General features: G+C 70.3%; 21 protein-coding genes. 13 read left to right on the top strand and 8 right to left on the bottom strand.

The window, feature by feature from the left end; all coding sequences use genetic code 11:
* Positions 1–18 precede the first annotated feature (18 nt).
* From ACZ60T_RS02585 to ACZ60T_RS02565, 5 genes are read left to right on the top strand one after another with little or no spacing between them, the layout of a single operon-like run.
* On the top strand, positions 19–1,533 hold the full coding sequence (locus ACZ60T_RS02585) for an ABC transporter substrate-binding protein (protein WP_365630436.1): 1,515 nt from the start codon (positions 19–21) through the stop codon (positions 1,531–1,533).
* A complete protein-coding gene (locus ACZ60T_RS02580) occupies positions 1,533–2,498 on the top strand; it encodes an ABC transporter permease (protein ID WP_469663798.1) in 966 nt (321 codons plus the stop codon). The genes ACZ60T_RS02585 and ACZ60T_RS02580 overlap by 1 nt, the downstream gene beginning before the upstream one ends.
* Positions 2,495–3,373, top strand: a complete 879-nt coding sequence (locus ACZ60T_RS02575; protein WP_469663796.1) for an ABC transporter permease — start codon at positions 2,495–2,497, stop codon at positions 3,371–3,373. The genes ACZ60T_RS02580 and ACZ60T_RS02575 overlap by 4 nt, the downstream gene beginning before the upstream one ends.
* Positions 3,370–4,170: an ATP-binding cassette domain-containing protein gene (locus tag ACZ60T_RS02570; RefSeq protein WP_469663794.1), complete on the top strand. Its 801-nt coding sequence runs from the start codon at positions 3,370–3,372 to the stop codon at positions 4,168–4,170. Before ACZ60T_RS02575 ends, ACZ60T_RS02570 begins: the two co-directional genes overlap by 4 nt.
* Positions 4,167–4,973: an ABC transporter ATP-binding protein gene (locus tag ACZ60T_RS02565; RefSeq protein ID WP_365630448.1), complete on the top strand. Its 807-nt coding sequence runs from the start codon at positions 4,167–4,169 to the stop codon at positions 4,971–4,973. Before ACZ60T_RS02570 ends, ACZ60T_RS02565 begins: the two co-directional genes overlap by 4 nt.
* On the opposite strand, the gene ACZ60T_RS02560 is transcribed toward ACZ60T_RS02565, so the two are convergent.
* The 5 genes from ACZ60T_RS02560 to ACZ60T_RS02540 all read right to left on the bottom strand — a co-directional run bounded on the left by ACZ60T_RS02560 (position 4,928) and on the right by ACZ60T_RS02540 (position 8,865).
* A complete protein-coding gene (locus tag ACZ60T_RS02560; RefSeq protein ID WP_469663792.1) occupies positions 4,928–5,731 on the bottom strand; it encodes a polysaccharide deacetylase family protein in 804 nt (267 codons plus the stop codon). The genes ACZ60T_RS02565 and ACZ60T_RS02560 overlap by 46 nt on opposite strands.
* 34 nt (positions 5,732–5,765) lie before the next feature.
* A complete protein-coding gene (locus ACZ60T_RS02555; RefSeq protein ID WP_469663790.1) occupies positions 5,766–6,662 on the bottom strand; it encodes a DMT family transporter in 897 nt (298 codons plus the stop codon).
* A 12-nt stretch (positions 6,663–6,674) separates the two neighbouring features.
* A complete protein-coding gene (locus ACZ60T_RS02550) occupies positions 6,675–7,526 on the bottom strand; it encodes an SDR family NAD(P)-dependent oxidoreductase (protein ID WP_469663788.1) in 852 nt (283 codons plus the stop codon).
* A gap of 231 nt (positions 7,527–7,757) precedes the next feature.
* The gene (locus tag ACZ60T_RS02545) at positions 7,758–8,294 is read right to left on the bottom strand and encodes an SPW repeat protein (RefSeq protein WP_469663786.1); all 537 of its coding nucleotides are present in this window, start codon (positions 8,292–8,294) and stop codon (positions 7,758–7,760) included.
* A gap of 112 nt (positions 8,295–8,406) precedes the next feature.
* Complete coding sequence (locus tag ACZ60T_RS02540; protein ID WP_469663784.1) at positions 8,407–8,865, bottom strand: hypothetical protein; 459 nt, start codon at positions 8,863–8,865, stop codon at positions 8,407–8,409.
* Positions 8,866–9,153: 288 nt separating this feature from the next.
* Between ACZ60T_RS02540 and ACZ60T_RS02535 the strand changes: the two genes are divergently transcribed.
* Both ACZ60T_RS02535 and ACZ60T_RS02530 read left to right on the top strand, forming a co-directional pair.
* On the top strand, positions 9,154–9,363 hold the full coding sequence (locus tag ACZ60T_RS02535; protein ID WP_365630466.1) for a hypothetical protein: 210 nt from the start codon (positions 9,154–9,156) through the stop codon (positions 9,361–9,363).
* 146 nt (positions 9,364–9,509) lie between these two features.
* Entirely contained in the window at positions 9,510–9,725 is a 216-nt protein-coding gene (locus ACZ60T_RS02530) for a hypothetical protein (protein WP_252423051.1), read from the top strand.
* A 69-nt stretch (positions 9,726–9,794) separates the two neighbouring features.
* Here the strand turns inward: ACZ60T_RS02530 and ACZ60T_RS02525 are convergent, their stop codons facing one another.
* Positions 9,795–10,895 carry an alpha/beta hydrolase gene (locus ACZ60T_RS02525; RefSeq protein WP_469663782.1) on the bottom strand — a complete coding sequence of 367 codons (1,101 nt, stop codon included), beginning with the start codon at positions 10,893–10,895 and terminating at the stop codon, positions 9,795–9,797.
* 724 nt (positions 10,896–11,619) lie between these two features.
* Here ACZ60T_RS02525 and ACZ60T_RS02520 point away from each other — a divergent pair.
* The 5 genes from ACZ60T_RS02520 (at position 11,620) to ACZ60T_RS02500 (ending at position 18,019) form a co-directional block, all read left to right on the top strand.
* Complete coding sequence (locus ACZ60T_RS02520) at positions 11,620–14,166, top strand: DUF7507 domain-containing protein (RefSeq protein ID WP_469664727.1); 2,547 nt, start codon at positions 11,620–11,622, stop codon at positions 14,164–14,166.
* Between the two features lie 103 nt (positions 14,167–14,269).
* Positions 14,270–15,151, top strand: coding sequence for a KPN_02809 family neutral zinc metallopeptidase (ypfJ, locus tag ACZ60T_RS02515; RefSeq protein ID WP_469663780.1), 882 nt, complete (start codon positions 14,270–14,272; stop codon positions 15,149–15,151).
* Between the two features lie 138 nt (positions 15,152–15,289).
* Positions 15,290–16,735, top strand: coding sequence for a glyceraldehyde-3-phosphate dehydrogenase (locus ACZ60T_RS02510; RefSeq protein ID WP_469663778.1), 1,446 nt, complete (start codon positions 15,290–15,292; stop codon positions 16,733–16,735).
* 103 nt (positions 16,736–16,838) lie between these two features.
* Positions 16,839–17,606 carry an SOS response-associated peptidase gene (locus ACZ60T_RS02505; RefSeq protein ID WP_469663777.1) on the top strand — a complete coding sequence of 256 codons (768 nt, stop codon included), beginning with the start codon at positions 16,839–16,841 and terminating at the stop codon, positions 17,604–17,606.
* Positions 17,607–17,611: 5 nt separating this feature from the next.
* Entirely contained in the window at positions 17,612–18,019 is a 408-nt protein-coding gene (locus ACZ60T_RS02500) for a GNAT family N-acetyltransferase (RefSeq protein WP_469663775.1), read from the top strand.
* A gap of 7 nt (positions 18,020–18,026) precedes the next feature.
* Here ACZ60T_RS02500 and ACZ60T_RS02495 read toward each other — a convergent pair whose 3' ends face one another.
* Positions 18,027–18,683, bottom strand: coding sequence for a TetR/AcrR family transcriptional regulator C-terminal domain-containing protein (locus tag ACZ60T_RS02495; protein WP_469663773.1), 657 nt, complete (start codon positions 18,681–18,683; stop codon positions 18,027–18,029).
* A gap of 130 nt (positions 18,684–18,813) precedes the next feature.
* Between ACZ60T_RS02495 and ACZ60T_RS02490 the strand changes: the two genes are divergently transcribed.
* Positions 18,814–19,272, top strand: a complete 459-nt coding sequence (locus ACZ60T_RS02490) for a hypothetical protein (protein ID WP_469663772.1) — start codon at positions 18,814–18,816, stop codon at positions 19,270–19,272.
* Positions 19,273–19,279: 7 nt separating this feature from the next.
* On the opposite strand, the gene ACZ60T_RS02485 is transcribed toward ACZ60T_RS02490, so the two are convergent.
* Complete coding sequence (locus tag ACZ60T_RS02485; protein WP_469663770.1) at positions 19,280–20,764, bottom strand: oxidoreductase; 1,485 nt, start codon at positions 20,762–20,764, stop codon at positions 19,280–19,282.
* Positions 20,765–20,783 lie beyond the last annotated feature (19 nt).

Here is a 20,783-nt window from a genome sequence, read left to right as displayed (position 1 = left end):
ACGAAAGCGCCCTTCGCCATGAGCCTCAAGAAGACGTCCCTGTACGCCACCGCCACCGCGACCACCCTCGCGCTGACCCTGACCGCCTGCGGCGGCTCCGGCAACAGCGCCTCGGGCGGCCACTACGACAAGAACGCCACGGTCGAGATCGGCTCCCTCTACGAGCCGCAGAACCTCGACAACACCGCGGGCGGCGGCCAGGGCGTCACCGAGGCCCTCAACGGCAACGTCTACGAAGGGCTGTTCAAGCTCACCGACGACGGCAAGACCGAGAAGCTGCTGGCCCAGGACTACAAGGTCAGCGACGACGGCCTCACCTACACCTTCACCCTGCGCGACGGCGTGACGTTCCACAGCGGCAAGAAGCTCACCAGCGAGGACGTCAAGTACAGCCTGGAGAAGGTCATCGCGGACGACTCGCAGTCCGCGCGCAAGGCCAACCTCAAGGTCATCAAGGACATCGCCACCCCCGACGCGCACACCGTCAAGGTCACGCTGTCGCAGAAGTCGATCTCCTTCGTCTACAACCTCTCCTACGTCTGGATCATCAACTCCCAGGCGAAGAACCTGAAGACGACCGAGGACGGCACCGGCCCCTACAAGCTGGACAAGTGGACCCGCGGCTCCGCGCTCAGCCTGACCCGGTTCGCCGGGTACTGGGGCAAGGCCGCCGCCAACGGCAAGGCCGTCTTCCACTACTACAAGGACGCCACCGCGCTCAACAACGCCCTGGCGACCGGCGCCGTGGACGTGGTCACCAGCGAGCAGTCGCCCGACGCCCTCGACCAGTTCAAGAACAACCAGAACTACAAGGTCAACGACGGCGACTCCACCACCAAGCTGCTGCTCGCCTTCAACGACAAGGCCAAGCCGTTCACCGACGTCCGGGTGCGCCAGGCCGTCTCCGCCGCCATCGACGACAAGAAGCTGCTGGAGTCCGTCTGGGGCGGCTACGGCAAGCTCATCGGCTCGATGGTGCCGCCCACCGACCCCTGGTACGAGGACCTGACCAAGGTCAACGCCTACGACCCGGCACGCGCCAAGAAGCTGCTCGCCGAGGCCGGGTACGGCAAGGGCTTCGACTTCACCCTCGACACCCCGAACTACGACCCGCACCCCACCGCGGCCACCTTCATCAAGTCCCAGCTCGCCAAGGTCGGCATCACCGTCAAGATCAACACGATCACGCCGGACGAGTGGTACACGAAGGTCTACAAGAACCACGACTTCACGGCCACGCTCCAGGAGCACGTCAACGACCGCGACCTCGTCTGGTACGGCAACCCCGACTTCTACTGGGGCTACGACAACAAGCAGGTCACGCGGTGGGTCCAGCAGGCCGAGGAGGCCGCCACCACCGCCGGGCAGACCGAGCTGCTGAAGAAGGTCAACCGCAAGACCGCCGAGGACGCGGCCAGCGACTGGCTGTACCTCTACCCGCAGATCGTCGTCGCCAACAGCAAGCTGTCCGGCTACCCGGTCAACGGCCTCAACTCCCAGTTCTTCGCCTACGACATCAAGAAGAAGAGCTGATGACGCGCTATCTGCTGCGCCGCCTCGCCTTCCTCGTGGTGTCGCTGGCCCTGGCGAGCATCGTGCTGTTCGTCCTGCTGCGCCTGCTGCCCGGCGATCCGGCCAACGCGCTCACCTCCGTGGGCGCCGACCCCGAACAGATCGCCGCGGCCCGCCACGCCATCGGCTCCGACAAGCCGCTGCCCGAGCAGTTCACCCACTGGCTCGGGCAGTTGGCGAGCGGCGACCTCGGCACCTCCTTCGTCAGCTCGCTGCCCGTCGGACCCGAGGTCGCCTCCCGGCTGAACGTCACGGTGCCCCTGACCCTCAGCGCGTTCGCCCTGGCCGTCCTCATCGCCGTACCCGCCGGGTTCGTCGCCGCCCACAAGCGGCACACCTGGTACGGGGCCCTGCTCAGCGGGGTCTCCCAACTCGGCATCGCCGTCCCGGTGTTCTGGCTCGGCATGATCCTCATCGCCGTGTTCGCGCTCAACGCGGGCTGGCTCCCGGCCGGTGGCTTCCCGCAGGACGGCTGGGCCGAGCCCGCCGAGGCGATCCGCTCCCTCGTCCTGCCGGTCCTCACCATCGCCCTGGTGATGAGCGCGTCCCTGATCCGCTACGTCCGCTCCGCCACCCTCGACGTCCTCGGCAGCGACCACCTGCGCACCGCCCGCGCCCTCGGCTCGTCCTTCGGACAGGCGATGTGGCGGCACGGGCTGCGCAACGCCTCCGTACCCGTGATCTCCGTCCTCGGTATCGAACTCGCCTCGACCCTGCTCGGCGCGGTCGTCGTGGAGTCGGTGTACGCGCTGCCCGGCCTCGGCTCGATGCTCGCCACCGGCATCGCCCAGCACGACTACCCCGTCGTCCAGGGCGTCCTGTTCGTCTCCACGCTCGCCGTGCTGCTCATCGGCTTCGCCGCCGACCTGGTCCAGCGGATCATCGACCCGCGACTGCGCGGCCGGCTCTCCGGAGGTGCCCGATGACCCAGGCAGACGTACGCACCCCCGTACGGCCCCAGCAGCCCGCGCCGGTCCGACGCCGCTCCCGGCGCTCGGCCACCCTCGTCGTCGGCTGCGTCCTGGCCGGACTCATCGCGCTGCTCGCCCTGGTCTCCCTCGTCTGGCTGCCCTACGCCACCGACGACACCTCCGGCGGACGCCTGGCCGGACCCGGCGGCGGACACCTGCTCGGCACCGACAAGCTCGGACGCGATCTGTTCACCCAGGTGATGACCGGATCACGGATCGCCGTCGAGGCCGGTCTCGGATCGGTCCTCATCGCCGCCACGCTCGGCATCACACTCGGCGTACTCGCCGCGTTCGCGCAGGGCTGGCTCGACGACACGGTCTCCGCCTTCCTCGACATCCTCATCGCCTTCCCGACGCTGCTGCTCGCGATGCTCATCGTCGCCGCGCGCTCGGCGACCCTCGGCTCGGCCGTCCTCGCGATCGGCCTGGCCCAGAGCGCCGTCGTCGCCCGGCTGGTACGCATCCTGGTCAAGCGGGTGCTGGCGCAGGACTACATCACCGCCGCCCGCACCTCCGGCACGTCCTGGCCCCGGAACGTGGTGGCCCATGTGCTGCCCAACATCTGGCCGACCCTCGTGGTCAACCTCGCCCTTCAGTTCGGGCTCGCCGTACTGGCCGAGGCCGGGCTGTCCTACCTCGGACTCGGCGCGCCCCCGCCGAACGCCTCCTGGGGCCGCATGCTCCAGGAAGCCCAGGCCACCTTCACCACCGCGCCCGTGGGCGCGCTCGCCCCCGGCATCCTGCTCGTCCTGCTCGTCATCGGCGTCAACCTCATCGCCGACGGCCTGCGCGACACCCTCGACCCGGCCACCCGCAAGAGGCGCGCATGACCCTCCTCGACGTCCGCGGGCTGACCGTCCGCACCACCGACGGCCGCACCCTGGTGGACGACCTGTCCTTCACCCTGGCGCGCGGCGAACGGCTCGGCCTCATCGGCGAGTCCGGCTCCGGCAAGTCCCTGACCACGCTCGCCGTGCTCGGCCTGCTGCCCGACGGCATGACCGCCACCGGCAGCATCGAACTCGCGGGCACCCAGATCGTCGGCGCCCCCGAGAAGCGGCTCACCGCCGTCCGCGGCCGGGACGCCGCCGTCGTCTTCCAGGAGCCGCTGACCGCACTCGACCCGCTCATGCGCGTCGGCCGCCAGATCGCCGAACCCCTGCGCAGGCGCACCGGCCTGAAGGGCGCCGAGCTGACACGGGCCGTGGGCTTCGCGCTCGAACAGGTGCGGCTGCCCGACCCCGAGCGCATCGCCCGCGCCTTCCCGCACGAGATCTCCGGCGGCCAGCGCCAGCGCGTGGCCCTCGCCATGGCCCTGGCCTGCGATCCGAAGCTGCTCATCGCGGACGAGCCGACCACCGCCCTGGACGTGTCCGTGCAGGCCGAGATGCTGGAACTCATCGACACCCTGGTCCGCGAACGGGAGATGGCCGTGCTGTTCGTCAGCCATGACCTCGCCGTCGTGGCCAAGGTGACCGACCGCGCCCTGGTACTCAAGGACGGCCGGGCCGTCGAGGAGGGCGAGGTGCGCGGCCTCGTCGGCGCGCCCCGCGAGGAGTACACCAAGGCCCTGGTCGCCAGCGCCCGGCGGCTGGAGTCCGCACTGGACTTGAGGAGCGCGCGATGACCGCCGGACGTGACACGGAGACCCCGGTCCCCGACGCGACGACCCCCGTGCTCGAACTGGCCGATGTCGCGCTGCGCTACCGGGGCGGCGCGGACAACGTGGTCGAGGACGTCTCCCTCACGGTCGAGGCCGGACACAGTCTCGCGCTCGTCGGCGAGTCGGGCGCGGGCAAGACCACGCTGCTACGGCTGCTGCTGGGGCTCGCCCGCCCGACCTCCGGCCAGGTCCGCTTCGACGGCGCCGAGCTGTCCCTGCGCGACCGGGGGCAGATGCGTCGCTTCCGCCGCAGTGTGCAGTGCGTCTTCCAGGACCCGTACTCCTCGCTCGACCCGCGCCGCCGGGTGGGCGCCACCGTGGCGGAGCCGCTGCGCTCCCTGGGCATCGACAGCCGTGCCACGGCCGCGCCGAAGGTGGCCGAGGCCCTGGAACGCGTGGGCCTGCCGGCCGACGCGGCGGACCGCTATCCGCACGAGTTCTCCGGCGGCCAGCGCCAGCGGATCGCCATCGCCCGCGCCACGGTCTGCACCCCGCGGATCCTGCTGGCGGACGAACCCGTGAGCGCGCTCGACGTCACCACCCGGGTGAAGGTCGTCGACCTGCTGGCCGAACTCAAGCAGGAGCAGGGGCTGACGCTCGTGATGGTCTCCCACGACCTGTCGGTCGTCGCCTCGCTGTGCGAGCGGACCGCGGTCCTGGAGCGCGGCCGGGTGGTCGAGCAGGGCGACACCGCCCAGGTCCTGGGCCGCCCCGCGCACTCCTACACCCGCCGCCTGATCGACAGCGTGCCGCGGCTGCCCGGCTGAGCGACGTCCAGGGCCCCGGTGCCGTGTTCGGCGAGCGGGCCTATGGACAGTCCGGCCGCGCGGCAGTCCTCGACGATGTGGGCCAGGGCGCCGAGGGACGCACGCCAGCAGCCGGTCGCCGAGTGCCGGTCGGAGTCGTGCAGCAGCAGCGTGCCACCACCACGCAGCCCGGCCCCGACCGCCGTCCGTACGGAGGCGGGCGTGGCCTCGGCCGTCCAGTCCCTGCCCCAGGCGGTCCACAGCACCGGCCGCACCCCGACCCTGCGGGCGGCGGCCCAGCGGCCGGACGTCAGGATCCCGTACGGGGGGCGGTACCACCGCGGCGGTCGGCCCCCGGCCCGCCCCACCGCGTCGGCCGCGCGGGCCAGGTCCGCCGTCTCGCGTGCGGGAGCGGGCAGCCAGGGCCGGTCGTGGGTCCAGCCGTGCACGGCGAGTTCATGGCCGCGCTCGGCGATCTCGCGGGCCAGCGCCGGGTGCCGTGCGACGCTCTCCCCGAGCAGGAAGAACGTCGCCCGCACACCGAGTCCGTCCAGCGCGTCGAGGAAGCGCGGGGTGGACGTCGGATCAGGGCCGTCGTCGAACGTGAGAGCGACGTGGTCGGGGCGGCCGGCCCCCGCGAGCCGGGGGAAGAAGCGGTACCGCAGGCCGGGCAGCCAGGTGACGGCCGGGCCTATGTGGGCGACCGCGGCGAGGGCGAACGACGTCAGCACGGCGGGCGCGTGCCGGGCGGGGACATCGACAACGGCGTGACGGGGCATCGCTCCTCGACCTCCTTTGTCGGACCCGTAGCGGTCACAGGGGGCCGTCCCGCTCCGGAGGCACCACCGTGTCCCAGGCACCGCCGCTCGCCAGGGCCCGCGCCAGCCCGATGCTGCCGACCCCGATGAGCGCCACACCGATCAGCTCCGGGAGCACCCACGCCCCGAGGGCGATCCGCTCGTCGAACAGCGCCCACCCCAGCCCCACGCTGACCACGGCGTCTCCCAGGGTGAGAACCGGCTGGGACGCCGTCAGGGTCCCAGCGCGGAACGCGTTCTGCAACAGCACGAAGGCCACCAGCCCGGTAGCGAGAGTGGCATACGGCGGCCACCCCGTGAGCACCGCGACCGGACCCCGCGAGATTCCTCCCATGACCTCCTTGAGCAGCGCGGCGGTGGCGGCGAACGACACCGCGGACGCCAACCCGAACAGCGCCGCGCGCGGCGCCCCCGTCAGCGGGCGGGCCAGCGCGACGGAGGCGGCCACCACGCAGGCCAGCGTGACCCCCACCACGGGCCAGCGCCCCGGCAGCGCGGTGGCCTGGCCCGGCGACGGCGCGGCCATCCCGAGGAAGAGCGCGAGACCCACGGCCAGCGCGGCGAACGCCAGCCAGGTACGACGGTCCGGCAGGCGCTGGAAGACCACACTGCCGACCGCCAGGGTGAACAACAGTTCGCTCGCCAGCAGGGGCTGGACGACGGACAGGCTGCCCACGGCCAGCGCGGCGGCCTGGAGGGCGGTCGACACCGCGAGCATCCCGGCGCCCGCCAGCCAGTGGGGCCGCCGCAGCACATGGACGATCCAGCGCATCCCCTGCCACCGCCCGTGGAGGACGTCGGGTTCGTCCCGCGCGGCCCGTCGTTGCAGGACGGAGGCCGAGGCGTTGGAGAGCGCCGCGAGCAGCGCGAGCAGGATGGTGGGAGCGCTCACCCGCCACTCGATTCAGCCGAACCGTGCGGCCAGCCGCCGGTACAGCGCTGGTGCCGCGCCGTGGACCCGGGCGGGCAGCCGCAGCCAGCCGGGGACGTAGACCTCGTCCCGCCCGTGGGAGATCGCGCCCCAGACGGCGTCCGCCACGCGCTCCGGCGGCACCGGGCGCGGCCTCGACCGCCGGTACGGCACTCCGCGACGTTCGAAGAACGGCGTGCTGACCACACCGGGGACCACATGGCTGACGCCCACACCCGTGCCGTGCAGCTCGTAGCGCAGGGCGTCGGCGAACGTGGCCAGCGCCGCCTTGGCCGCGGAGTAGACGGCCTCGCCGCGTACGCCGACGGCGCCCGCGATGGACCCGATGATCACCACGCGCCCCGATCCGGCCTCGATCATCGGCGGCAGCACATGCCGTACCAGGCGCATCGTGGCGACCAGGTCGACGCCGACCACTTCGTCGATGTCGGCCAGCGGCATGGCCCGGAAGTCGCCCGCGCAGCCGATTCCGGCGCACGCCACCAGCAGGTCCACCCGGCCGTCCTGGCCGAGCGCGAACTCGGCGAGCTGCCGTTCGGCACCCGGACGGGTGAGATTCGTGGGGAAGACGGTGGCCGACGTCTGGGCGGCGACATGGGCGAGGCGTGTGGTGTCACGGCCGTTCAGCACCAACTGCCACCCTCCCTCACCGGCCAGTCGACGGGCGACCGCGGCACCGATACCGGAGGACGCGCCGGTGACCAGCGCCGTCCCCTGCCGCAGCGCCCGGTCGGCACCGGCCGGACGCGAGGGGCCGACGGCGGGGGCCAGGGTGCCCAGGGGCGAGACGGGGACGGACCGAAAGGGGGACGAAGGCTGTGGCATGGCGGGTGACCTCGCTGCGACGGCGAACGTGCGGGGCGACAGGCGGATGACGCGACGGATGCGACGGACGGACAGCGGCCCACCCGCCAAGGTGATTTGTCACGCTATGTGTATTGTCATCTACTCCCCGGCGCCAGGCGACGTGAGCTGACCGGCGCACGGCAAAGGCCCCGAACGGATGCGAACGAACATCCATTCGAGGCCTGGTGGTACGGGTACTGCGGCGCCTTCTCACCGGCGCATGTCGTGGTGCCGACTGCGGCCGATGGTCAGACCCATGGCGGCGAGCCCCAGAAGGACTGTCAGCGCGCCCACGATGACGTTGCTCCAGATGATGCCGGCCCGTGCGCTGTGGGCGGCGGTGGCCACCCAGGGGGAGATGATCAGCCACAGGCCGAGCGGAACGATCATCCACGCCACCCGGAGCATACGGTCCGGGGCCAGCGTCAGCGCGAATCCGATCAGGGCGATGGTGATGCCGACGATCAGGTTGCTGGCGGTGAGGCTGGGCGTCTGTGCCGCGAAGTGGATGACCCAGGGCGATATCGCCGCGTAGACGCCCGCGAGGAGGATCAGACCCTCCACGGCGATCGCCGAGTTGCTGGTGGAGCCCGAGCGCTCCAGCCATTCCCGCATCTCCGCCAGTTCGGGGTGCAGGCCCATCGCGCCGTGGCGATGCGTCCCCATGTCATCGGGGTGATGCATGCCCGTCGTTCCGGTGGACTGCTGTTGCGGATGCATTCCACTGGGTTGCTGCGGATGCGCCATCGCTGTCGCTCCCCTCCGTGAGGGTTTAGATGTTCCTTATCTTCAATTTCCCTCCTTCGGGGGGTTTATGCACCCTTTCGCCCGCTATCGGTGGTATACGCTCACGCCCGCGTCAGTCCCACAGCGGATAGGTCACCGCTCGCGCGGAGCCCTCCGGCTTCCCCTCGGTGTAGATCAGGGTCATCTGCGTGTAGTGCCGCAGTCGAGGGTGCTTCTTCCACGGCTGCGGGTGCTCGAGCCGGACGACGACCGGGAACGAGTGGAAGGTCCCGGCCGCGCAGTACGGATCACAGTCGTTCGCCACGTCGAGGCCCGTGCCCACCGCCGACTTCGAGCCCCAGTACGACCAGTGCAGCGAGGAGAGGCGGTTGTTGCCGTCACCGCAGGCGATCATGAAGTCGGAGGGCTGTACCTGGGAGCGCCAGGAGCAGTCGACGAGGACGGTGTCCCCGCTCTGTCGCGCCGCGGCGGGCACCTTCGGCGGCAGTGGCACGGCGGCTGCCGCGCCCGTACTCGCTGCCAGCGCGACCGCACAGAGTGTGACCGTCGTACCCATCATGTGATGACGCATGTTCCGCTCCCCGTCCGTGTGTCGGTGCGCCCGAACCGGCGCGATGCCCGTGCCAGGTTATGCACCCCCGGCCGCCGCGCGCCGAGTCTTCACCCCCCTTTACCCCCAGCCGGGTGGCTCCCCCCGGCGCCCGAACCACCAGCCGCTCCCCAGCGCACACGCCCGCGCGCTCGCGTCGCCGGTCATGCCGTGCGGGTACGGCGCGCAGCGATCAGCATGGACATGGACAGGTGTCACAGAGGCCGGAGCAACGAGGCTGTCGTCAGGCGGCCGGTCAAGGAGATGCGCATGACTCGGCAACCCTCCCCCGAACCCGACGCAGCGCCTGGGCTGGAAGCGCGTGTGGGCCGCCTGGAGGCTCAGGTGGCGACGCTCGCCGATGCCCTTCGGGCGCTCGCGCACGGCTTGGAGAGCACCCCGGCCGAGGGCACCCCGCCCGAGGAGACGGCCCGCGGTGCGCGACTTGCCCGTGAGCTGCTGTTGTCCCAGGACCTGTAGACGCGACAGGCCCGTGCGAGCCGCCGATATTCGGGCCTCGCCCGGACGCCAGGTCGGCCAACGATAGGATCGAACGATGTCCGTGCCTGCCCCTGCGGTCGTCGCACGGCGGAGTGAAACCGCCGACAGGAAGGTCTCGTTGTCCCATGTTCCAAGACGCCCCCATCTATCACCAGCTCATCGCGGAGCGCGGTGACGTACCCGCACAGGTACGCGATGCGGCGGAGATGATACGTCGCCAACTCCAGGGGGTGATCAGACTGGAGCAGTCTCCCGGAGCCTTCGAGCCCGGCCCGTTCGCCGGTAACGCCCGTGTGCCGCAACAGCGCTCCGCGCTTCCCCCGGGCCCGCATCTGCGGTAATGCCGCGAGGCCGTGCGGCGATCGCCTGAACCGCCGCCGCACGGCGAGTAGTTGACGTAGCGTGGTGCGTCAACTGCGCAGGGACCTACGCAGCGCCGTGTTGGCCTGAGCGACGGCGGACCTGGCGGCCTGGGTGTCGGCGAGCGCGTTGAGCATCACGAAGTCATGGACCACCCGCGGGTAGTGGGTGTGGGTGACCGGCACACCGGCACGGCGCAGCATGGCGGCGTACTGGCGCCCTTCGTCCGACAGCACATCACTGTCGGTGATGACCAACGCCCGGGGCAGACCGCGCAGTTGAGCGGTCGTGGCACGCAGCGGCGACGCGGTGGGCCGACTGCGGACAGAGGTATCGGGGGCGTACTTGTTCCAGAACCACTTCATGCCCGCTGTGGTGAGCCAGCAGTTCGTGGCGAAGCGCCGGTAGGACGGCGTGTCGAACGAGGCGTCGGTGACCGGGTAGAACAGCACCTGCTGGGCGATCCTCGGCCCGCCGCGCTGCTTGGCCATCATGGTCACGGCGGCGGTCATGTTGCCGCCCACACTGTCACCGGCCACGGCCAGCCGGGAGCCGTCGACGTTGATCTCGCGGCCGTGCCGGGCGACCCACTGAGTGGCGGCGTACGCCTGCTCGTTGGCGACCGGGTAGCGCGCCTCCGGCGACCGGGCGTAGTCGACGAAGACCACCGCGGCCCTGGCCCCGTTGGCGATCTGCCGTACGAGCCGGTCATGGGTGGAGGCGTCACCGAGCACCCAGCCGCCGCCGTGGAAGTACATCACCGCGGGCAGTCTGCCCCTCATCCCGTGCGGCCGGACGATACGGATCGAGACCGGGCCGGTGCGGCTGCCCCCGGGAATGGTCCGCGTGGTGATGTCGGCGGGGAGCTTGGACACCGGGTAGGCGGCCTGAAGGTCGAGGAGCGACCGGCGCGCGGCCGAGGGCGTCATGTCCTGGAGCGGCGGGCCGCCCGCCGCGGCGAGCTTGTCGAGGAACGCCTGCGCGGCCGGTTCGAGGGCCACGGGGGGATTGCCACAGGTCGCCCTGCGGGGGGCGGCGTCCGCCGGGGTGGCCAGGGTGGGAACGGCGACAGCGAGCGTGATCGTGGTGAGCAGTGCGGTGAGGCCGGCACACGGCTTACGGAGCGAGCGGGAGCGTCGTATGGCGCTCATGGGTGTCCTCCTTCCGAGGGGCACTTCACCCGTGAGCCTTCTGGGCTTCCCGCCGACCGGCCCGCCGGACTGGGCCGAAGGGGTGGCACCCCGCACCCACCCTGGTGGAGAGTGGGCCGTCCTGGTTTGCGGACGCTCAATGGCGGCGGGAGTGATCCGCCCGGCCCGAGGGGCGAGCCGACCGACGACGGCCGGGGCGGACACCGCGGGGGAGAACCGGTTCCGCAACCGTCGCACACGATCGCTGTCGCGGCATCCCTTCACATGCGATGGCTCTGTCGTTCAACTCCGCTGTACGGCACGGGCAGTGAGGTCCCCAGCCGTGCCGGGTCGGCCTATGAACACCGCGATCTACGAGAACTGCCCCTGTGCGCACCGGCCTTGGACCTCCCTCTTCCGGAGGAACTGACACGCCGTGGATTTCGCAGATGAAGCGATCAACAGCCGACGGTGCGTCAGCATGTCTGTGTCTGTGCCCGGGTGCGTGTGAGGCTGACCGGGTTCTTGGATATGCGCGGCGGCTTGTCATGGGGTTGCTAAGGCAACGTGACTGCTATCTATGCTGGGCATGAAGCGAAGGCAATCGACGTCCGGCCTACCGGCCCGGACTTCCCGACTAGCTGCGGCAGCGCTGTCCCTGGTCCTGGGCGCCGGCACCACGCTGGCGCTGGGCGCAGGCGACATCGCTCAGGCACAGCCGCGTCAAGGTGGCGGTTCCACCTTGGTGAACGAGACGTTCACACATGCCACGGCCCCGGAGTTCATCGGGGTGGGGGATGCCTGTCTCACCGGCGCACCTGGCATCGCCACGCCGCCTCCGGCGGGAGACCACCCGCTCGGTGGCTGTAACCCCGGTGTCAACAGCCCGCCCCTCAACGCCGATCCGTTCGGCTACCTCCGGCTGACGGACTCGTCCAACGACGAGTCCGGTGCGGCCCTGTACAACCAGGCGATTCCCGCCACCCATGGTCTGGATGTCACGTTCGACCAGTGGCAGTACGGCAGCACCACGCCGAACACGCCCGCCGACGGCATCTCGTTCTTCCTGGTGAACGGTGATGTCTCCCTGACTCAGCCGGGCGCCTTCGGCGGCAGCCTCGGATACGCGCAGAAGCTCGACAACGACGAACCCACGGCCCCGTTCCTTCCCGGTGTGGAAGGCGGCTACCTGGGCATCGGCCTCGACGTCCTCGGGAACTTCTTCGGGGACTGGGAACACCGGGGCAACGGCTGCCCGCCCGGTCAGCAGTCGCCCGCCGGCACGGGCTTCCATGTGCCCGCTCCGGGGCCGAACATGGTCACGGTGCGCGGGCCCGGTGAAGGGCTGGAGGGCTACTGCTTCCTGACGGCCACCACCAGCAACTTCACCACCACCGGCCCGTGGCCGTCGACCCTGCCGGGCAACCTCCAGGGGCCGCTGGCCACGATGCCTCCGGGGCTCACCCCCGAAGAGGCCCAGGCCGTGCTCGAGCCGTCGCGTCGTCGGGTGCATGTGGTGCTCACTCCGGCGCCCAACCCCCAACTGACCGTGTCCATCGACTTCAACGACGGCGCGGGCTCCCAGCAGGTGCTCTCCGCCCCGGCTCCGACCCCGGTGCCGGACACCTACAAGTTCGGCTTCGCGGGCTCCACCGGTGAGTTCACCGACGTCCACCTCATCCGCAACGTGGTCGTCGCCACGGACACACCGCTTCCGCAGTTGAACCTCGTCAAGCAGGCCAGGCAGCCGCTGCCCGGTGAGCTGACGGTGGGCGACCTGGTCCCGTACGACTTCGTGGTGACCAACTCCGGTGAGACGACGATCAACAACATCGCCGTCACCGACCCGAAGATCGGTGCGGTGGACTGTCCGGTGACGAGTCTCGCGCCCGGTGAAACGGTGACCTGTACCGCGGTCTATCGTGTCACCGCCGAGGACGTGGCCAACGGCTCCATCCAGAACACGGCCACGGCGACGGGGACTTCGGACGGTGAGACGGTCACCTCACCACCCTCGTCGGAGAACGTGCCGGTCGTCCAGCCACCCAGCCTCGAGATCGAGAAGACGGCGCAGACACCCGGCCCCTACTCCGTCGGGCAGACGGTCACCTTCACCTACACCGTCCGCAACAGCGGCGGGCTGACGATCAACGGCATCACGGTGAACGACGACCACGTCCACAACATCACCTGTCAGGCGACCACGCTGACACCGTTCGAGACACCCGGCGACACGACCACGTGCACCGGTACGTACACCATCACCGCGGCCGACGGTCAGGCGGGTTCCGTCACCAACACGGCCACGGCGACCGGTACGGCGTCCAACGGTATGCAGGTGACCTCCCCGCAGACCCACCAGACCCTCAAGGTCGGGGCGCCCCACCTCGCTCTGGCGAAGCGGGTCGTCTCGCAGGGCCCGTTCCGCATCGGGGACCAGGTCGAGTACGCCTACACGGTCACCAACGAGGGCAACGTCCCCCTGACCAATGTGGTGATCGATGACGACCGGGTCGCCGACGTCACCTGTGAGGCGACCACCCTCGCTCCGGGACAGAGCACCACCTGCACCGGCACCCACACGATCACCCTTGCGGACGTGACCCCGTGCAACCCGCCTCAGACGCGTGTGGGTGACAAGGCCAAGCGCGCGGAGCCGCGGCAGGCGGTCATGCGGTGCGCGGTCACCAACATCGCGGTGGCCGGCGGAACGCCTCCGTCGGGCAACCAGATCACCAGCGACCCGGCCTCCGCCACCGTCATCGTGGAGGTGGAGCAGGGCGCCGAACTCGCCCTGGCGAAGCGGGTGGTGTCGAAGGGACCGTTCCGTGTCGGTGACAAGGTCACCTACGCCTACACCGTCACCAACACCGGCGGCAGCACGGTGACCAACGTGGCCGTCACGGACGACCTGGTCGCCAACGTCACCTGTCAGGCGACCACCCTCGCTCCGGGACAGAGCACCACCTGTACCGGCACGCACAAGATCACCAAGTCCGATGTCACCCCGTGCAAGAAGGCGAAGGAGCGCGGCGGGGACCACGGCAAGGGCAAGAACAAGCACCAGGTGATGCGCTGCGAGGTCACCAACACGGCGACGGCGACGGCGATCGACGCGCAGGGCAAGCGCGTCACCAGCAACCAGGACACCGCCACCATCACGGTGAAGGTGGAGAAGAAGAAGGAGAAGGAGCACTGCCACAAGCACCACGGCGGTCATGGGAAGGCCTACGGCGGAGACAGGTGTGAGGACCATGACGGTCATCACCGCCGGGTAGCCCAGGAGGCCTGAGCACACGCCTCGTAGCTCGCTGAACCCCGCCCCGCTCCGGACCTTCCGGAGCGGGGCGGCACCATGGAGGGGCTGAAACCAACTCCCAGGAGACGAAGGACCGATGGAATTCCGCGACGATGTGGATCTGGACGCTTCCCAGGTGGAGGACCGCGGCAGCGGCGGCGGACTTCCCGGAGGAGGGCTCGCCATCGGCGGTGGCGCCCTCGGGATCGTCGTCCTGATCGTGGCCGTGCTGCTCGGTGTCAACCCGGCGGGACTGCTCGACGGGAACGACCACGCGCGTTCCGCCGGTTCGCCGGGGTCGGACCTCAAAGCGCAGTGCCACAAGGGCAGTGATGCCAACCAGTCGGAGAAGTGCCGTGTGGTGGGTGTGGTCAACAGCATCCAGCGCTACTGGCGGGGGGAGTTCACCCAGAGCGGCCGGCAGGCGTACAGCACCGCTCGCACCAAGCTGTTCTCCGGCAGGGTGAACACCGGGTGCGGGGCGGCGAGTTCGGCCGTGGGCCCGTTCTACTGCCCGGCCGATCACCGGGTCTATCTCGACCTCGGCTTCTTCGACGAGCTGGAGAGCCGGTTCGGCGCCCGCGGCGGCCCGTTCGCCCAGGCGTATGTGATCGCCCATGAGTACGGCCATCATGTGCAGAACCTGCTGGGCACCACGAACCGGGTCGGACGGGACCGCAAGGGAGCGAGCAGCGCCTCGGTCCGACTGGAACTCCAGGCCGACTGTTACGCGGGGGTCTGGGCGAAGAACGCCGTGGACACCGGGTTCTACAAGAAGCCGTTCACCGACGACGACATCCGCGAGGCCCTCGACGCCGCCGCCGCGGTCGGCGACGACCGTATCCAGGAACGCTCCCAGGGGCACATCGACCCGGAGGGCTGGACCCACGGCAGCGCACAGCAGCGGGTGGACTGGTTCACCACCGGATATACCACGGGCTCCGCCGCCCGCTGCGACACCTTCTCCGGGTCCCTGTGACGTCCGGTCCGTCCGGCGTCAGCGGTGCGGCGAACGCGCAGGTCACAGCGTTCCGTGCGGCGTCGGACGGATCCGTTTGGATGATCGAAGGAGCAGGGGGTTAGCATATGAGCGCCGCCTAGCTCGAAAGATAAATCTGTGACTGTCAATGAGGACTCGTTCACTAACTGGAAGAAGCGCGAGGAGATCGCGGAGGCGATGATCCCGATCATCGGGAAGCTGCACCGTGAGCGGGACGTCAACGTCCTGCTGCACAGCCGCTCCCTGGTGAACAAGTCGGTCGTCAGCCTTCTGAAGACCCACCGCTTCGCCCGGCAGATCGCCGGTGAGGAACTCTCGGTCACCGAGACGATGCCGTTCCTGACGGCTCTCACCACGCTCGATCTCGGCCCTTCCCAGATCGACATCGGCATGCTCGCCGCGACGTACAAGACCGATGACCGCGGTCTGTCGGTGGAGGACTTCACCGCCGAGGCCGTCGCCGGCGCCACGGGTGCCAACAAGATCGAGTGCCGCGACGGGCGCGATGTCGTCCTCTACGGCTTCGGCCGTATCGGCCGTCTCGTCGCCCGCCTGCTGATCGAGAAGTCGGGCTCCGGCAACGGCCTGCGGCTGCGTGCCATCGTCGTCCGCCAGGGCGGTGACCAGGACATCGTCAAGCGTGCCTCGCTGCTGCGCCGTGACTCCATCCACGGTCAGTTCCAGGGCACGATCACGGTCGACGAGGCGAACAGCACGATCATCGCCAACGGCAACGCGATCAAGGTGATCTACGCCAACGACCCGTCGGAGGTCGACTACACGGCGTACGGCATCAAGGACGCCATCCTCATCGACAACACGGGCAAGTGGCGTGACCGCGAGGGTCTGTCGAAGCACCTGCGCCCCGGCATCGACAAGGTCGTCCTGACGGCGCCGGGCAAGGGCGACGTCCCCAACATCGTGCACGGTGTGAACCACGACACGATCAAGCCGGACGAGCAGATCCTGTCCTGCGCGTCCTGCACCACCAACGCGATCGTCCCGCCGCTGAAGGCGATGGAGGACGAGTACGGCGTGCTCCGCGGCCACGTGGAGACCGTCCACTCGTTCACCAACGACCAGAACCTGCTGGACAATTACCACAAGTCCGAGCGTCGGGGCCGGTCCGCGCCGCTGAACATGGTCATCACCGAGACCGGCGCCGCCTCCGCCGTCTCCAAGGCGCTGCCCGACCTCAAGGCGAAGATCACCGGCAGCTCGATCCGCGTCCCGGTGCCGGATGTCTCGATCGCCATCCTCAACCTCCAGCTCGGCCGCGCGACCAACCGCGAGGAGGTCCTCGACTACCTCCGGAACGTGTCGCTGACCTCGCCGCTCAAGCGCCAGATCGACTTCATCAGCGCCCCCGACGCGGTCTCCAGCGACTTCATCGGCTCGCGCCACGCCTCGATCGTCGACGCCGGTGCCACCAAGGTCGAGGGCGACAACGCCATCCTCTACCTCTGGTACGACAACGAGTTCGGCTACTCGTGCCAGGTCATCCGGGTCGTCCAGTACGTCTCCGGGGTCGAGTACCCGACCTACCCCGCCCCGACGGTCTGATCCTGACCCCCGCTCGCTGCCGGTGTCGGCCATCCGCCGACACCGGCAGCGGCATGTCCGGGGCATTCGGTAGGCCCGGGACGTCCGGTGGCACAGTGGCTGTATGTGCGGCCGTTTCGTCTCCACCCGCAGCGCCCAGGACCTGGTCAAGACCTTCCGGGTCACCGACTGGCGCGGCACGGACGCGCTGCCGCCGAACTGGAACGTCGCCCCGACCGACGACGTCTGGGCCGTCCTCGAACGCGCCCCACGCGGCCCGGACGCCGGGGCGCCGTGCCGACGGGAGCTGCGGCCCCTGCGCTGGGGCCTGGTCCCCTCCTGGGCGAAGGACGCGAGGACCGGCGCCCGGATGATCAACGCGCGCGTGGAGACCCTGCACGAGAAGCCCGCCTTCCGCCGCGCCTTCGTCGCGCGCCGCTGCCTCCTTCCGGCCGACGGCTTCTACGAGTGGCAGCGGCAGGACAGCGATCACGGTACGGGCGGCGCCCGCAAGCAGCCGTACTTCATCCACCCCGAGGACGGCCGGGTGATGGCGCTCGCCGGACTGTACGAGTACTGGCGCGATCCGGCGGTCGAGCCGGACGACGACCCCGCCGCCTGGCTGATGACCTGCACGATCATCACCACCGACGCCACCGACGCCACCGACGCGGCGGGCCGCGTCCACCCCCGTATGCCGCTGGCGCTCGGCCCCGACCACTACGACGCCTGGCTCGACCCCGCCCACCGGGACCCCGACGGACTGCGCGCGCTTCTGACCCGGCCCGCGGACGGACACCTGGCCGCCCGGCCGGTCTCCACGGCCGTCAACAGCGTCCGCAACAACGGCCCCCAACTCCTCGAAGAGGCCCGGCCGTTGCCGTTAGAGTGAGCGAAGTGATCTCTTACGCATGGCGTGACCCGCTCACGGACGACGAGATGGTCGACCTGGTCCGCTCGCACGGTGGCCAGGCCGAGGCCGGCTGGTGGAGCAGGATCCAGGCGCACAGCCTCGGTTGGGTGGCCGCCCGCGACGCGGACGGACTCCTCGTCGGATTCGTGAACGTGGCGTGGGACGGGGGAGACCACGCCTTCCTGATCGACACGAAGACCCGCGGCTCGTACCAACACCGCGGTATCGCGACGGCAGTTGTGCGTCTGGCGGCGGCGCGGGCGCGCGCGGCGGGCTGCGAGTGGCTGCACGTCGACTTCACGCCCGAGCTGCGGGCCTTCTACTTCGACGCCTGCGGCTTCCGCCCCACGGACGCGGGGCTGATCCATCTGCCGTCCATGCGCGGCGAGTAGCGCCTGGTCACGACCGCGGGCCGCGGGCCGCGTCGAATCCGGACAGCATCGCGTCGAGCGCGAAGGTGAACCGGGAGTCCGGTCCTGAGTGCCGATGGCCGGTGCGCGCGGCCTCGGTGAGCAGGGGGAACTCCTCGGGATCCAGGCCGTCCAGCGGGTCGGCGGCGGCCCGCCGGTCGTCGTCGGCGCCGGGGGGAGCGGTGGCGACATGGCCGACGACGAACCCGGAGACGGCGTACAGCACGTCCAGCGCCCTGCCCAGCGGGAACCCGGCCGCCCGCAGTGAGGCGAGCGCGTTCTCCATGAAGCTCAGGTTCCGCGGGGTCGTCGCGGGCCGGGAGACCACGAGCGGCACCACGTTCGGGTGCGCGAGGAGCGTCGCGTGCAGCGCGTGGGCGTAGTCGCGCAGATCGGCGCGCCAGGACGCGCCGTGGAACAGAGGGGGGACCACCTCGGCGAAGATCTGCTCGACGATCCCGTCCAGCAGGGCGTCCTTGTTGGCGATGTGGTGGTAGAGGGTCATGGCCTCCACGCCGAGTTCGGCGCCGAGACGGCGCATCGACAGTGCCTTCAGGCCCTCGCGGTCGGCGAGGGCCAGGGCCGCTTCGAGTACGGCCTGCCGGGTCAGCCCGGCGCGCTGTCCCCTCGCCCGGTTGCTGGACATCGAACGGTTCCTCTCTTTGGGTTTGACGATTCTTACGACGTAAGTCTAGCGTGGAAATCACCTACTTACGGTGTAAGAATCAGGGCGCCAGGAGCCGGTCGGCGTCCGCATCTGAGACGGAGGAAGCGTCTTGACCACGATCACGACGTCCCGGTCCGAACGGCCCGGTCTGCGCGCGAGTTGGGCGGGTCTCGCGCTGACCGCGCCGGCCACGCTCGTCCCACTGATCGACATCGCCACCAGCGACCGCCTGACCGACCATGTGCGCGCCGCCTACCCCGGCTGGTCCGCCGACCTGGTGGCGGGCGACCGCGACGCCATCGCCACCTACCTGGCCGTTGTCGGGCTCCTCGGTCTCCTCGCCTGGGCGTCGACGATCCTGGGCATCGCGCGGCGCAAGAGCTGGTCGCGCGCGATCGCCACCACGTTCTTCGTGCTGGGCGGATCGATCGCGGCGTTCGACCTGACGTACGCGGGAGGCGACTACAGCCTCGTCATCCCCCGCCTGTACGGCCTGCTCGGTCTCCTGCCCGCGATCGCCGGGGTGGCCGCCCTCGTGCAGATGTGGCGCCGGTCGCCACGGACCTAGGGCGCGGTCAGGTGCGGTTCAGCATGCGGGACGCACCGGCGACGACGGTGGTGGTGAGGATCCAGCCGATGGCGATCATCAGGTACGACAGCCACTGCGTGGCCCCGGTCCAGTGCCATGCGCCGCGCTGGCCGAAGTCGCCGATGGGGAAGAGCAGATCGACGGTGTAGACGAAGGCGTTGAACGGATCGCCTTCCCCCGGCTTCGTCCGGACTGGTGAGGAGAGGCTGAACGCCAGGGTGCCGAGCAGGGAGAGCACGGCCAGCCACAGCCCGGCCAGCCAGGGGCGATAGCCGTACCCGACCGTCGCGTCGAGCAGATACCCCCACGCGCGTCCCGCCGGGCGCAGCGTACGGCGGCGGTGGCGCTGCTTCTCCAGCAGGACCCGGCGGGCGGCGTCGTCGTGGCCGGACTGCCGGTAGCACGTGGCGAGTTGCTCGTAGGGCTGTGGGGCATGGCCGGGGCTCCGGCGGATCCACGCCAAGCGGTAGGCCATGTCCTCGCGCAGGGAGTTCCTGTCGGAGCGCAGGGAGCCGTAGACGAAGCCGTCCAGCCGTACCTCTCGCGGCCAACTCCTTTCGTGGTCCCGCAGGGTGGCGGCCCTGGCGCCCTGGAGGTCCACCGCGCCCGTGGGGGGTACGGCGAGGGCGAAGTCGAAGGCTCCCGTCTGCATCCCCGCGCCGAGCAACGCCGTGTCACCGCCGTGGAGGGTGGCTCCGTCGAGGGTCAGCCGGTCGGATATCCGGGCGCCCCGCATCCGCAGGGTTCCCGCCGCGCTGAACCCTTCGGACAGGTTCACCACGGTGGCGGTGATGCCCTCCACGTGCAGGGCCACACCGCCCGGGTTCTCCAGGCGGGCGCCCCGCATGTGCAGGCCGCCGGGCAACTGTGCGCCCGGCAGGCGCACCCCGCCGTGTGCGGTGAAGCCGTCCTGGCAGAAGACGGCGCCGCCCATGACCAGGCCCCCGGCGAACAGCGCCCACCTCCCGGGCGCCGTGATCCGTACACGGTCCAGATCCAGCTCCCCGGCCACATGGGCGTTCATGAGAGAGACGCGGCCTGTCTCCATCACGGAGCCGCTCAAGTCCAAGTGGCCCTCGATACGGCCCAGTTCGGCGTCGACTCCGGGGACCCGGCTGTCCGTGACGCGGATCGTCCGGGTCGACGCCCCGTAGAAGCCGGCCGGGTGCTCCAGCCAACACCCCTTCAGCCACAGCACATGGCCGATCTCCGCGCCGGCCAGGTCGAGTTGGCCGGTGATCCGTGCGCCGGCGAGGCGAAGGGACGCGACGCGGCCGGAACTCGCCGCGTTCGCGCCCAGCAGCAGGGCGGCCACGACCGAGGCGCGGACCGTGCGTTCGGGTCCCCAGCGTGCTCCCGCGGCCGGGTCGTCCTGCTCCGGCGTTCCGGTACGCAGATCCACCCAACGCCCTTCGGGGAAGGCGTCCCACAACTCTCGCTCGGAGTCGGTCAGTTCGTCGTAACTCAGCACCGCAACAGGCTACGGTCCG

Source organism: Streptomyces sp. NPDC104371 (genome assembly GCF_055583785.1).
The sequence above is the reverse complement of the archived record's forward strand: the minus strand, read 5'-3'. Positions and strand labels throughout refer to the sequence as shown.

Excerpts from the sequence above, each read along its gene's own strand:
- ACZ60T_RS02585 (WP_365630436.1), top strand. The coding sequence starts at position 19 with ATGAGCCTCAAGAAGACGTCCCTGTACGCCACCGCCACCGCGACCACC.
- ACZ60T_RS02580 (WP_469663798.1), top strand. The coding sequence starts at position 1,533 with ATGACGCGCTATCTGCTGCGCCGCCTCGCCTTCCTCGTGGTGTCGCTG.
- ACZ60T_RS02575 (WP_469663796.1), top strand. The coding sequence starts at position 2,495 with ATGACCCAGGCAGACGTACGCACCCCCGTACGGCCCCAGCAGCCCGCG.
- ACZ60T_RS02570 (WP_469663794.1), top strand. The coding sequence starts at position 3,370 with ATGACCCTCCTCGACGTCCGCGGGCTGACCGTCCGCACCACCGACGGC.
- ACZ60T_RS02565 (WP_365630448.1), top strand. The coding sequence starts at position 4,167 with ATGACCGCCGGACGTGACACGGAGACCCCGGTCCCCGACGCGACGACC.
- ACZ60T_RS02560 (WP_469663792.1), bottom strand. The coding sequence starts at position 5,731 with ATGCCCCGTCACGCCGTTGTCGATGTCCCCGCCCGGCACGCGCCCGCC.
- ACZ60T_RS02550 (WP_469663788.1), bottom strand. The coding sequence starts at position 7,526 with ATGCCACAGCCTTCGTCCCCCTTTCGGTCCGTCCCCGTCTCGCCCCTG.
- ACZ60T_RS02545 (WP_469663786.1), bottom strand. The coding sequence starts at position 8,294 with ATGGCGCATCCGCAGCAACCCAGTGGAATGCATCCGCAACAGCAGTCC.
- ACZ60T_RS02540 (WP_469663784.1), bottom strand. The coding sequence starts at position 8,865 with ATGCGTCATCACATGATGGGTACGACGGTCACACTCTGTGCGGTCGCG.
- ACZ60T_RS02535 (WP_365630466.1), top strand. The coding sequence starts at position 9,154 with ATGACTCGGCAACCCTCCCCCGAACCCGACGCAGCGCCTGGGCTGGAA.
- ACZ60T_RS02530 (WP_252423051.1), top strand. The coding sequence starts at position 9,510 with ATGTTCCAAGACGCCCCCATCTATCACCAGCTCATCGCGGAGCGCGGT.
- ACZ60T_RS02525 (WP_469663782.1), bottom strand. The coding sequence starts at position 10,895 with ATGAGCGCCATACGACGCTCCCGCTCGCTCCGTAAGCCGTGTGCCGGC.
- ypfJ (WP_469663780.1), top strand. The coding sequence starts at position 14,270 with ATGGAATTCCGCGACGATGTGGATCTGGACGCTTCCCAGGTGGAGGAC.
- ACZ60T_RS02505 (WP_469663777.1), top strand. The coding sequence starts at position 16,839 with ATGTGCGGCCGTTTCGTCTCCACCCGCAGCGCCCAGGACCTGGTCAAG.
- ACZ60T_RS02495 (WP_469663773.1), bottom strand. The coding sequence starts at position 18,683 with ATGTCCAGCAACCGGGCGAGGGGACAGCGCGCCGGGCTGACCCGGCAG.